6 protein-coding genes, 1 tRNA gene and 3 pseudogenes are annotated in these 13,190 nt (G+C 54.5%); 7 read left to right on the top strand and 3 right to left on the bottom strand.

Annotated elements, in window-relative coordinates:
- Positions 1-68 precede the first annotated feature (68 nt).
- Positions 69-1,580 (bottom strand): leucyl aminopeptidase, encoded by a 1,512-nt coding sequence (pepA, locus tag ETEE_RS05610; RefSeq protein ID WP_012849910.1) that lies wholly within the window; start codon positions 1,578-1,580, stop codon positions 69-71.
- A gap of 448 nt (positions 1,581-2,028) precedes the next feature.
- On the opposite strand from pepA, the gene lptF reads away from it, so the two are divergent.
- Together lptF and lptG are read left to right on the top strand one after the other, a co-directional pair.
- Positions 2,029-3,129 (top strand): LPS export ABC transporter permease LptF, encoded by a 1,101-nt coding sequence (gene lptF, locus ETEE_RS05605; protein ID WP_034164774.1) that lies wholly within the window; start codon positions 2,029-2,031, stop codon positions 3,127-3,129.
- Complete coding sequence (gene lptG, locus ETEE_RS05600) at positions 3,129-4,199, top strand: LPS export ABC transporter permease LptG (RefSeq protein ID WP_012849908.1); 1,071 nt, start codon at positions 3,129-3,131, stop codon at positions 4,197-4,199. The genes lptF and lptG overlap by 1 nt, the downstream gene beginning before the upstream one ends.
- Positions 4,200-4,365: 166 nt before the next feature.
- On the opposite strand, the gene ampH is transcribed toward lptG, so the two are convergent.
- Entirely contained in the window at positions 4,366-5,517 is a 1,152-nt protein-coding gene (gene ampH, locus ETEE_RS05595; protein ID WP_034164772.1) for a D-alanyl-D-alanine-carboxypeptidase/endopeptidase AmpH, read from the bottom strand.
- Between the two features lie 327 nt (positions 5,518-5,844).
- Here ampH and ETEE_RS05590 point away from each other — a divergent pair, with 327 nt between their 5' ends.
- From ETEE_RS05590 to ETEE_RS05575, 4 genes and pseudogenes are all read left to right on the top strand, one after another.
- Positions 5,845-6,765, top strand: a complete 921-nt coding sequence (locus tag ETEE_RS05590; RefSeq protein WP_012849905.1) for a L,D-transpeptidase family protein — start codon at positions 5,845-5,847, stop codon at positions 6,763-6,765.
- Between the two features lie 229 nt (positions 6,766-6,994).
- Positions 6,995-7,079 (top strand) — tRNA-Leu (locus tag ETEE_RS05585).
- Positions 7,080-7,233: 154 nt separating this feature from the next.
- Positions 7,234-8,504 (top strand): annotated as a pseudogene (locus ETEE_RS05580) (tyrosine-type recombinase/integrase).
- Between the two features lie 73 nt (positions 8,505-8,577).
- The gene (locus ETEE_RS05575) at positions 8,578-10,275 is read left to right on the top strand and encodes an ORC-CDC6 family AAA ATPase (RefSeq protein ID WP_034164771.1); all 1,698 of its coding nucleotides are present in this window, start codon (positions 8,578-8,580) and stop codon (positions 10,273-10,275) included.
- A 419-nt stretch (positions 10,276-10,694) separates the two neighbouring features.
- Here the strand turns inward: ETEE_RS05575 and ETEE_RS05570 are convergent.
- Positions 10,695-10,984: pseudogene (locus ETEE_RS05570) on the bottom strand (phage polarity suppression protein); the annotation flags it as partial.
- On the opposite strand from ETEE_RS05570, the pseudogene ETEE_RS05565 reads away from it, so the two are divergent.
- Positions 10,967-12,688 (top strand): annotated as a pseudogene (locus ETEE_RS05565) (primase-like DNA-binding domain-containing protein); the annotation flags it as partial. The pseudogenes ETEE_RS05570 and ETEE_RS05565 sit on opposite strands and share 18 nt — an antisense overlap.
- Positions 12,689-13,190: the final 502 nt, after the last annotated feature.

Here is a 13,190-nt window from a genome sequence, read left to right as displayed (position 1 = left end):
TCTTCTATTCTACAGCAATGGCGGGAATATTCATGCATCCCCTCCCGTGCGGGAGGGGAGAGGCGGGATCACTCCTCGCCGTTTAGCCCTGCGCGGTTGAGCAGGAACTGCGACAGCAGCGCCACCGGGCGGCCCGTGGCTCCCTTGGCCTTGCCGGAGCGCCAGGCGGTACCGGCGATATCCAGATGCGCCCAGTTGTACTTGCGGGTGAAGCGCGCCAGGAAGCAGGCGGCGGTGATCGCTCCGCCCGGACGGCCACCGATGTTGGCCATGTCGGCGAAGTTGGAGTCCAGCTGTTCCTGGAACTCCTCGCCCAGCGGCAGACGCCAGGCGCGATCGCCCGCCTGTTCCGCGGCGCTCAGCAGCTCGGAGGCCAGCGGGTTATGGTTAGCCATCAGGCCGGTCAGGTGATGACCCAGGGCGATGACGCAGGCGCCGGTCAGGGTGGCGACGTCCACCACCAGCTCTGGCTCGAAGCGTTCGACGTAGGTCAGCACGTCGCACAGCACCAGGCGCCCTTCGGCGTCGGTGTTGAGCACCTCGACGGTCTGGCCGGACATGGTAGTGAGAATGTCGCCCGGCCGGTAGGCGCGCCCGCCCGGCATGTTTTCACAGCCCGCCAGCACCCCGACGATGTTGAGGGGCAGCCGCAGCTCGGCCGCCATGCGCATCACGCCATACACCGAAGCGGCGCCGCACATGTCGTACTTCATCTCGTCCATGCCTTCGCCCGGCTTGAGGGAGATGCCGCCGGCGTCGAAGGTCAGCCCTTTGCCGACCAACACGATCGGGCGTGCGTCCGGGTTCGGGCTGCCCTTGTATTCGATCACCGACATCAGCGACTCATTCTGCGAGCCCTGACCGACGGCCAGATAGGCGTTCATGCCCAGCTCTTTCATCTGCTGTTCGCCGATCACCCGGGTGGTGACGGCGTCGGCGTAGCTGTCGGCCAGCTGACGCGCCTGCGAGGCCAGGTAGCCCGCGTTACAGATATTGGGCGGCATGTTGCCGAGATCCTTGGCGGCCTTGATCCCGGCGGCGATGGCCAGGCCGTGCTGAATGGCGCGTTCGCCGCTGGTCAGCTCGCGGCGGGTCGGCACGTTGAACACCATCTTGCGCAGCGGGCGGCGCGGCTCCACCTTGTTGCTCTTCAGTTGATCGAAGGTGTAGAGGGTCTCTTTGGCCGTTTCGACGGCCTGACGCACCTTCCAGTAGGTGTTGCGGCCCTTGACGTGCAGCTCGGTGAGGAAGCACACCGCCTCCATCGAGCCGGTGTCATTCAGGGTGTTGATGGTCTTCTGGACCACCTGCTTATACTGGCGCTCGTCCAGCTCACGCTCTTTGCCGCAGCCGATCAGCAGGATGCGCTCTGAGAGTACGTTGGGGACATGGTGCAGCAATAGGGTTTGACCCACCTTGCCTTCCAGTTCGCCGCGGCGCAGTAGGGCGCTGATATAGCCGTCGCTGATCTTGTCGAGCTGTTCGGCAATCGGTGACAGGCGACGCGGTTCGAACACGCCGACCACGATACAGGCGCTACGCTGTTTTTCCGGGCTACCGCTCTTTACACTGAACTCCATGCACTCTCCTGAATCTTAAAGACAGCGGCCGGGGGGGCAGATAAACTATACTCAAGCGAGCTGCGGCCCCTGCGCCGTTGAACTGACTAGAAACAATTATTGCCACACGTTTTTTGAGCCAAACGGTAAAATCGTGCCGGCATTGGTCTTATCCGGCCACCGCAGCGGCTTTTGCTGGTTTTTTGCGCTGCCGGCGGCTAAATTTGTCGTTTTCGTGACTAACGATTACGGTACAATCGGTTTACAGTACAATCAGTTTACCTGACAAGCGGTTGGCGTTTTGGGATCTGGTCACGTTCCCAGTGTGCTTTTACGCCGCCCGGACAGCAAAGGCTGTATATCGTGTTCCTGATTGTTGCCGCTGCCATAATCATCATAAAAATGGCGCGTTAGCGTAGAAATTATCTATTTTCCTGCAAAAATACAAGTTTTCACAGGCGTAATAAGCGTGATCATCATTAGATATCTAGTACGGGAAACCTTTAAGAGCCAGGTCGCTATCCTGTTTATTCTGCTACTGATCTTTTTTTGCCAAAAGATGGTGCGAATTTTAGGGGCGGTGGTGAACGGTGATATCCCGACCAATCTGGTATTTTCCCTGCTCGGGCTGGGAATACCGGAGATGGCCCAGCTCATTCTTCCGCTCAGCCTGTTCCTGGGGCTGCTGATGACGCTGGGCAGACTGTACACGGAGAGCGAGATCACGGTGATGCACGCCTGCGGCCTGAGCAAGGCGGTGCTGGTGAAGGCGGCGATGGCGCTGGCCTTTATTACCGGCGCGCTGGCGCTGGTCAACGCCTTCTGGCTGAGCCCGTGGTCCTCGCTGCATTCGGACGAAGTGATGGCCGAGGCACGAGCCAACCCCGGCCTGGCGTCGCTGGCGGAGGGGCAGTTTCAGCCCTCGCAGGACGGCAACTATGTGCTGTTTGTCGGCAATGTGAAGGACAAGAAATTCCATAATGTCTTCCTGGCCCAGCTGCGCCCCAGCGGCTCCCAGCGCCCGTCGGTGGTGGTGGCCGACAGCGGCCATCTGGTGGAGATGAAAGACGGCGCGCAGAAGGTGGTGCTGGACAGCGGCACCCGCTATGAGGGCACCGCCATGCTGCGCGATTTCCGTATCACCGACTTTGTCGACTATTCGGCGATCATCGGCCATAAATCGGCGATGCTGGACCCCAATAACGCCGATCAGGCCAGCATGTCCGCCCTGTGGCACTCGCAGGAGCCGAGCTTCCGCGCCGAGTTTCACTGGCGTCTGACCCTGGTGTTCTCGGTGATCGTGATGGCGCTGATGGTGGTGCCGCTCAGCGTGGTCAACCCGCGCCAGGGGCGGGTGCTGTCGATGCTGCCGGCGATGCTGCTGTACCTTATCTTCTTCCTGCTGCAGAGCTCCCTGCGCTCCAACGGCGGTAAGGACAAGCTGGACCCGATGATCTGGATGTGGGCGGTGAACGGTCTCTACCTGCTGCTGGCCGTCGCGCTTAACCTGTGGGATACCGTCCCGATGCGTCGCCTGCGCGCGCGCCTGAGCGGAAAAGGAGTGGCCTGATGTTTGGCGTTCTCGATCGTTATATTGGCCGCACCATCTTCAACACCATCATGATGACCCTGTTCATGCTGGTGTCGCTGTCGGGCATCATCAAGTTTGTCGATCAGCTGCGCAAGGTGGGTCAGGGCGACTACTCCGTGGCCGGCGCCGGCCTGTTTACCCTGCTGAGCATCCCCAAGGATATCGAAATCTTCTTTCCGATGGCGGCGCTGCTCGGCGCCCTGCTCGGGCTGGGGATGCTGGCGCAGCGCAGCGAGCTGGTGGTGATGCAGGCCGCCGGCTTTACCCGTATGCAGGTGGCATCGGCGGTGATGAAAACCGCCATCCCGCTGGTGCTGCTGACCATGGCCATCGGTGAGTGGGTGGCGCCGCAGGGGGATCAGGCGGCGCGCAACTACCGCGCCCAGCAGATGTACGGCGGCTCGCTGCTGTCGACCCAGGGCGGGCTGTGGGCCAAAGATGGCAACCAGTTTGTCTATATTGCCCAGGTGGTGAACGACCGTACCCTTGGCGGGGTGAGCATTTACACACTGAACGCCCAGCGTAAGCTGACCTCGCTGCGCTACGCGGCGTCGGCCACCTTTGACGGCAAGCAGTGGAAGCTGGCCCAGGTGGAGGAGTCCAACCTGACCGATCCGAAGATGATCACCGGCTCACGTACCCTGAGCGGGGTGTGGAAGACCAACCTGACGCCGGACAAGCTGGGGGTGGTGGCGGTTAGCCCCGACTCCCTCTCCATCAGCGGGCTGTACCACTACGTCAAATACCTGAAGCAGAGCGGCCAGGAGTCCAGCCGCTACCAGCTCAACCTGTGGAGCAAAATCTTTGCGCCGCTCTCCGTGGCGGTGATGATGCTGATGGCGCTGTCGTTTATCTTCGGCCCGCTGCGCAGCGTGCCGATGGGGGTTCGGGTGCTGACCGGCATCTGCTTTGGCTTTGTGTTTTACGTGCTGGATCAGATCTTCGGCCCGATGAGCCTGGTGTACAACGTGCCGCCGGTGATCGGGGCGGTGCTGCCCAGCGCGCTGTTTCTGGGGCTCAGCGTCTATCTGCTGCTGCGCCGCAGCTAGCGGTGTGGGGATAGGTTATGCGGGGCGCCTAAGGGCGCCCCGCTTGTATCTGATGAGTAAAAAAACCGGGCGAGGCATGAGCGCGCGGGGGGCGGCATCCAAAGCGGCCCGCTGGCGCGATATAAGTGATTACTCACTTCGAGCATCTCGCCCTTGGCCTCAGGCCTTAACGCTTCTGCGCCGCCAGCGCGCTGACCAGATCGTTCACCCCGTCGCTCATGTTCTTAAAGCGCGTCAGGTCGCTGCGGGTGACCACCACGAAGACTCCGATGTTCTTCTCCGGGATCAGCGCCATATAGGTGATAAAGCCGCCGGCGCCGCCGGTCTTCTGAATGATGGCCGGGTGCCCGTCCTGCGGCGCCATCGCCACCCATCCCAGCCCCAGGGCGGAGGCCTTGCCCGGCACATCCATGCCTTTCACCTGATTCAGCTTGGCGCGCGGATAGTACATCTTCAGCAGACGGGCGGCATAGGGGCTGCGCGGCTGCTGACCGCCGGCCAGAAACTGCTGCATCCAGCGACGCATGTCGTCCGGCGTGGAGTAGACGCCGCCGCTGCCGATAGCCGCCAGCGAGGAGATACAGGGGCTGGCACTGCGCGCCGGGATCATCAGACGCGCGCACTGCGTCGCCGTCGGGGTATAGGTAGTGCTGCTCATCCCCAGCGGGCGGGCGATCAGGCGCTGAAACAGCGCCGGGTAGCTCTGCCGGGTGGCGTGGGCCAGGGCGTCAGCCAGCAGATCGTAGGCCAGGTTAGAGTAGGCTGCGCTGCTGCCCGGGGCCACGCTCAGACGCGCGCGCTGCAGCCACTGCCAGCGCTGGCTATAGGTCGGCCAGGTGAACACCGCCCGATTGGCGGCGCCGCCCGGCTGCTCGCGCGGCAGACCGCTGGTGTGGGAGGCCAGGTGCATCAGGCGGATCGGCCTGCCGGAGGCGTTAGTGGGCACACGCTTACCCGGTGGCGCATAGCGCGACAGGGGATCGGTCAGCTTGACTTTGCCCTCGGCGTCCAGCTTGACCAGCGCCTCACTGGTCATCAGCTTAGTCAGGGAGGCGATACGGATCAGCGAGTCGGGGCGCGGGCGCTGATGGTTGCCCGGCTTGGTCTCACCGTAGCTGCGGAACAGCTGCTCCCTGCCGTCGATGGCGACCAGCGCCATCCCGGTGGCGCCGCTGTTGTAAAAGATATGTTCGGCGTAGCGATCAACGGTTGCGCTGATCTGGGCATCCGGCGCGGCGGCGCGGGCGGAAACGCCGCTCAGCATGCAGCCGATGGCCAGCGCGGCCAGCGGAAAAAAAGAGCGAAAACGAGTATCCATGTCATTCAAACGCTAGGGAATTAAGAGGGTAAGTATAGTAATGCCAGCCAACGCTGCACGGCAGCGCTTTTCGCCGGGAATTTTGTAAAAAATACTGCCAGAGTGCTGCCGCGGGTAAAAATGAATGTGACGCAGCGCACATGCAAGGGTAATCTTGCTACGCTGTAAAGAGAGAGGCTGAACGGGGCGGTCACGGTGAAATTTTCTGCCGCAGCGCAGTTATTTTTTCCTCTTTGTCCTCTGTGAACATATAATGCGCAGCGGTCATTTGTGACTGTAACCGAACAACCGCCTGCGCGGCGTTAAGCACCCAACAGGAATAGAAACATGAAAATGAGTATCCGTGCGCTTCTCACGGTACTTCTGGCCGCGACTGCCTGCGTGCAGTCTGCGTTTGCCGTGGTATACCCTCTGCCGGCGAACAACAGCCGAGTGGTTGGCGAGAACCTGCAGATCAAGGTCCCGGAAGACAGTAAGTACCCGCTGGAGCACTTTGCTGCCCAGTATCAGATGGGGCTGAGTAACATGCTGGAAGCCAACCCCGGCGTCGACCCCTACCTGCCGCGCGCAGGTCGTAGCCTGACCATCCCGCAGCAGCTGATCCTGCCGAACACGCCCCACGAGGGGATCGTGATCAACAGCGCCGAAATGCGCCTGTACTACTATCCGAAAGGTAGTAAGACCGTGATCGTACTGCCGATCGGCATCGGCCAGCTGGGCCGCGACACCCCGATGAACTGGGTGACCTCCGTCCAGCGCAAGAAAGCCGGCCCGACCTGGACCCCGACCAAGAAGATGCACGAAGAGTACGCCGCCAACGGCCAGTACCTGCCCGCCGTCTTCCCCGCCGGTCCGGACAACCCGATGGGGCTGTACGCCCTGTACGTCGGCCGCCTGTATGCGGTGCACGGCACCAACGCCAACTTCGGTATCGGCCTGCGCGTCAGCCACGGCTGCGTGCGCCTGCGCGACCCGGACATCAAGTGGCTGTTTGACAACGTCCCGGTCGGCACCCGCGTGCAGTTTATCGACGAACCGGTAAAAGCCACCGTCGAACCGGACGGCTCCCGCTATATCGAGGTGCATAACCCGCTCTCCACCACCGAGGCGGAGTGGCAGTCCCGCGCGCCGGTCCCGATCCAGCTCAACGCCGCGGTGACCAAGATCGTCGCCGACCCCAGCGTCAGCACCCACGCCGTAGACGAAGCCCTGAAGGCCCGCTCCGGCATGCCGGTGAAGATCAACTAAGCCCATTCGCTGGGCCAGATAGCCAGGCGGGTCACTGACCCGCCTTTTTTGTCTCTGTCGGTTTGCGGCCTTGCGGGCTACTGGCGCCATCCCTTGCTAACACGCTGAAAAACCAGCGCACCTATCGACTGAGGTGCTTTTTTCAACAGTTGAAAACCGCCGCGGCGGATATCTGTTGCATGGCGATCGCCAGCGGGTATAATGCACGGGTTTCCGCATCCCCTTCAGTGCCGAAGTGGCGAAATCGGTAGACGCAGTTGATTCAAAATCAACCGTAGAAATACGTGCCGGTTCGAGTCCGGCCTTCGGCACCATTAGTTCTTCCCAGACCATCCGAGAAAGTCCAATTATCCCTTTAAAATCAATGCTTGCAGCGGTTTTTACGTCCTGAGTCGTCCGAGGCTATCCGCATGTCATTGGGGGCATAATTGGGGGCATCTTAACTTCGATTAGAAATGTGCCCCCAAAATGAAGCTCAATGCCAGGGAGGTCGAGACCGCAAAGCCAAAAGACAAAACCTACAAAATGGCCGATGGCGGCGGTTTGTATCTCGAGGTTTCGCCAAAGGGTTCTAAATACTGGCGTATGAAATACCGACGTCCCTCCGACAAAAAAGAGGATCGTCTCGCTTTTGGTGTTTGGCCTACAGTGACGCTTGCTCAGGCAAGAGCAAAGCGCGACGAAGCTAAAAAGCTGTTAGTGCAGGGCATTGACCCAAAAGCCGAACAGAAAGAAGCTCAGGCCGAGAATTCGTGGGTATATACTTTCGAAACCATTGCCCGTGAATGGCATGCCAGTAACAAGCGCTGGAGTGAAGACCATAGAGCGCGCGTTCTTCGCTATCTTGAGCTTTATATCTTTCCTCATATCGGCTCATCCGACATTCGCCAGCTCAAAACTAGCCACCTGTTAGCCCCAATTAAAAAAGTTGATGCCAGTGGTAAACATGACGTTGCTCAGCGCCTGCAGCAGCGCGTGACGGTCATAATGCGTTATGCCGTACAGAACGATTACATCGACTCAAATCCAGCCAGTGATAGGTCGGTGCGTTATCTACAACCAAAGCACGACATTACCCCGCTTTACCCTCCAGCCGGTTCCCTGAGTTTCTTGCTCGTCTTGCTGCTTATTGTGGCCGTGTGATGACACGGATCGCAGTCGAGCTTTCTTTGCTGACTTTTGTGCGTTCCAGTGAGTTACGTTTCGCGCGTTGGGATGAGTTCGACTTCGATAAATCTCTCTGGCGAGTACCTGCAAAACGAGAGGAAATTAAGGGTGTGCGTTACTCGTACCGGGGTATGAAGATGAAAGAGGAGCATATCGTTCCGCTTAGTCGACAGGCGATGATTTTGTTAGACCAGTTAAAGCAGATTAGTGGTGATAAAGAGCTGCTTTTTCCGGGTGATCATGACGCAACTAAGGTTATGAGTGAAAACACGGTGAACAGCGCATTACGTGCGATAGGATATGCCACGAAAATCGAGGTTTGCGGGCATGGTTTTAGGACGATGGCGCGTGGTGCGTTGGGAGAGTCAGGGTTATGGAGCAATGACGCTATCGAGCGCCAGTTAAGCCACTCTGAGCACAGTAATGTGCGCTCGGCCTATATTCATACTTCTGAACATTTGGATGAGCGGCGTTTGATGGTATAGTGGTGGGCTGACTACCTTGATAGAAACTCAAATGGGTATGTTACAGCTTATGATTTTGCCAAACTTCCACGTAGTGCCTTTGAATAAATTAGAGTGAACTAATTTATTCAAAGGATATTATTACGTGAGCGGCTAATTAAAAATAACACTTGGAGCTGGGATGAGCATAAAATCACAAGAGATAAATAGTTGCATAGGTAAGTTGGCTAATAACATTCGAGCTGAGAGAATTGATTACAATAGTTATTTGGAACTTTACTCCGGTGAGGAAAATATTAGGAATATTGATAATATTAATAACACGGTTGTTTATGGACGGCGTGGGTCAGGAAAAACCCATCTCCTCAAAGCATTGTCTGAAAGGGTTGCTTATAATTATCCTGATGATAAAGTGTTCCCAGTTTATATAGACTTAAGGAGAATTATACCTTTGGTTTCACCAGAGGTGGAAAACAAGGAGGTTGATGCTCTTTTGATTTTCAAATACATAATGCAAGAAGTTTCATTTAATTTGTATTGTAACTTACCCACTCTATTAAATAAAAATGAATTTGATTCTAAAAATGAGGCTTTGTTTGATTCCAAAAAATCTCAATTAAATGATTTTTTTGAATCATTATATTTGGAATTCAATGGTCGAGAATTAAAAAAATCTAATGACTTAACGGTATCTGAGGAGGAGGTGAAAACTTTAAGTGGAGACGTGAATATATCGAAAAGCCCTAGTGCAAAATTATCAGCGTCAGGTACTGTTAAAGAAAACAAACAAACTGGCCGTAGAGGGCATGTCTCCATTTTACATATCACTAATGCACTTGATGAAATTTTAAACGAGTTGGATTTGCGCTTTCTGATGATTTTAGTTGATGAATGGTCAGAAATACCTCGTGAAATACAGCCTTCATTGGCAGAGATTTTTAAAAAAACATTTTCTGCAATCAATGTGGTTACAAAAATTGCAGCTATTCCGAATAGAACTACTTTGGGTATTAAAACTGAGAGTAAATTTTTTGGTCTCGAAGAAGGGGGGGATATTTTTGGATATCCTCTAGATATGAGATATGTTTTTGAAGTTAATAAAAACCAAACTAGAGATTTCTTTAATGATCTTCTATATAAACATCTTTCTTCAATAAATAAAACAGCCATTGATAATCTTGTTAAAAAAGAGAAGAAAACTAAAGACAGCTTTATTAATATACTTTTTGCTAATGTTGCGTTGAATGAAATATTAATTGCTTGTGCTGGAATACCACGAGATTTCATGAATTTGTTTCTTAATAGCTATGATAAATTCATGCTATCATCTAGTTCGACAGCTGCGAGGATTAGCGTTAAAAATTTACGACTAGCTAATGCCGAATGGTATGAGTCAGATAAAAAAGAACAGGTTGATAAAAACGATATTGAGAAGAAATTATTAACTGAAATAGTGAAGGAAGTAATAGAAAAAAAGAAATCCATGCATTTTTTGATTCCTGAAAAATATTCGAATAATAAACACATTCAGAATCTTATCGACTTGCGCGTTATTCATTTGCGTAAAAGTGGATTTTCGCATAAAGATCACCCAGGGGTATCATACAATGTTTACTCTGTCGACTATGGTTGTTATAACTCTCTTAATATAACGAAAAACAAACTAGATACGTCAATGCTTAACGACCTCAATATAAAGGATCTGCGTGATGTTCGCAGGATTTCTCTTGAGGATGCTTTCTTCCAGTCATTTATGATGGAAATCGGTGAGGCCTTTAGGTGTCCACATTGCAAAGCTCCAATTGATGTTAATCATGCGGCTTATAAAAAAAGAGGGTTGTGTAATCATTGTTTTGAATTTGTTGAATCAGAAGAATGAATACATAAACCTTGCTATAAGGTGCTTCTTGTTTATTGAGGCTTGAAGCACTTTGATTTACAGGGGGGTATTCGATGAAATGATTTCACATTGTCGCAAGGGACTCGTGCATATGATTTTAGTAAGCTATCACGCTTATATTTTTCACCGTAACCAAGCGGATTGGATGTTAAACGCATCTACTTTGAGCTCATTGATATAAAAGGCAATATCAAACTCAGCGCGCAATGCTCTCCCCGCTACGCCTGCCCGCTTAAGAGGTCGCTTTTAATGCAGGTGCATAAACAGCCTCAGGGCGTGCCAGTGCTGGCGCTGGCGGGGGATTCAGTGTCGGTAAAGCACATGCAAAACCATGCATCTTATGGATGCATGGCTTATTTTGGGAAAAATAGCGGGATTTTCGGGGATTTTTTTGCCTACTACCGTGCGGCCAGTTCTGCACGGCGGCGGGTGTAAATCAGGCTCTGTGCCGGGGTGAATTTCTCGCGATGATCATCCCGCGAGGCCGCGTCAGGCCTGAATCCGATGGCCGTTAAAATATCGCTGCCCTGCGCGGAATAATTAATTTTTTCACCGCTGGCCAGCCACACCGACAGGGCTTCACGCAGATAATCAACTGAGTGCTGCATGGCGCTCTGTTTTACTGCTTTACTGCGGGAATTTGTTCGTTATACCCCATCAGCTCAGGTGCCAGCGTGGCAGACGCCTGTGGATAGCGGAGGGCTATGCGAGCGCGCTCACCGTGCATCACCTGAGCGGGGAAACCGTCATGGTGGCGCAGTCCTCCGTGAACCTCCTTTCTCTGGCGAGCCTTGCCCGTCATAAATACCCGGCCTGTCAGCTTGTGCTGGCAGCCGACCGGGATCTGAACGGAGACGGCCAGAGCAAAGCCGCCGCGGCCGCAGAGTCCTGTGACGGCATGGTCGCCCTGCCACCGGTGTTCGGTGACTGGAATGACGCCTTTATGCAGAAAGGCGGGGAGGCCACGCGGAAAGCGATTTATGACGCTACTCGCCCTATAGCGGAGAGCCCGTTTAACACCATGAGTGAGGCGGCGTTTACCGCCATGAGTACCAGTGAAAAGGCGATGCGGGTCCATGAGCATTACGGCGAAGCGCTGGCCGTCGATGCTAACGGCCAGCTCCTGTCACGCTATGAGGCCGGGATATGGAAAATCATTCCGTCATCCGATTTTGCCCGTGACGTGGCCGGGCTGTTTCAGCGCCTGCGTGCCCCGTTCTTGTCCGGGAAAATTACCTCGGTGGTGGAGACCCTGAAGCTGATTATTCCGCAGCAGGATACACCGGCGCGCCGTCTGATTGGCTTTCGCTACGGGGTACTCGATACCCAAAGCGGCCTGTTCAACCCGCACCACAAATTGCACTGGCTGCGCACGCTGTGCGACGTGGATTTTACCTCGCTGGTTGAGGGCGAAACGCTGGAGACCCACGCACCGAATTTTTGGCGCTGGCTCGACCGGGCGGCCGGTGGCCGCGCCGATAAACGCGATGTGATACTCGCCGCGCTGTTTATGGTGCTGGCGAACCGCTACGACTGGCAGCTCTTTCTCGAAGTGACCGGGCCGGGCGGCAGCGGGAAAAGCATTCTGGCCGAGATCGCGACCCTGCTCGCCGGAGAGGATAACGCCACCTCGGCTGACGTCGATACATTGGAAGATCCGCGCAATCGCGCATCCCTGATTGGTTTCTCGCTGATACGTCTACCTGATTAGGAAAAATGGAGCGTTGACGGCGCAGGGCTTAGGGCCATCACCGGCGGCGATGCGGTCTCGGTTGACCCGAAATACCAGAACCCGTACTCAACACATATTCCGGCGGTGATTCTGGCCGTGAACAACAACCCGATGCGCTTCACTGACCGCAGCGGCGGAGTGTCACATCGCCGGGTGATTATTCACTTCCCGGAGCAGATTGCCCCGGAGGAGCGCGACCCGCAGCTCAGGGATAAAATTGCGCGCGAGCTGGCCGTGATTGTGCGCCAGCTTATGCAGCAGTTTAGCGACCTGATGGCAGCCCGCGCACTGCTCCAGTCGCAGCAGAACTCCGACGAGGCGCTCAGCATCAAGTGCGATGCTGACCCGACCTTTGATTTTTGTGGCTATCTGGACATGCTCTCGCAGACTAACGGGATGTTTATGGGGAATGCCAGTATCATCCCGCGTAATTACCGTAAATATCTCTATCACACGTATCTGGCCTATATGGAGGCCAACGGATACAGGAACGAGCTCAGCCTGAAAATGTTCGGGCTGGGGCTGCCCATGATGCTGAAAGAGTGCGACCTGAATTATGAGAAGCGACACATAAAGCAGGGGATCCAGACCAACCTGTCGCTGAAAGAGGAAAGCTACGGCGACTGGCTGTCGAAGTGTGACGAACCCACAGCAACATAACCTAACTCAGACCGGCAACAGCCGGTCTTTTCCTTTCTGGCCATTGCCACAAGATGAACAATCCCCTGTTCACCCTTCACCGTATGTGAACCCTGTATCACAATGAAATTATTAATAAAAAATAAAAGGCGAACAGAGTGAACAGTAAAACCTAAAAAAACTTTTTATCACCCTGCGCATCGCCTGACCGGGCGGATCCAGAACGAGCAAAAATCACAAAGGTGAAGAGTCGACTGTTCACTCTTCAGCAACTCATCACCACTTAACTTAATGATATGAAATAGAAAATTGTCGAGGTGAACAGTTATACGGAAAAAAAGAATTTTACTGATGTTCAATATTACCCCGGTTAGGATCCGTATGTCGGAACCTAACCGATGAAGGAAAAATATCCATTTCCTTATGAATACCAATCAGTTGTGAGCTTAAGGGACTTAAAAAACTATGGGGGCACATATATGTACTTTTTTCTTAATTTTCAATGTGTTGATTTGTTTTTTGA

It is taken from the genome of Edwardsiella anguillarum ET080813 (assembly GCF_000264765.2).
GTDB lineage: Bacteria > Pseudomonadota > Gammaproteobacteria > Enterobacterales > Enterobacteriaceae > Edwardsiella > Edwardsiella anguillarum.
This window is presented reverse-complemented; position numbering and strand designations above follow the sequence as displayed.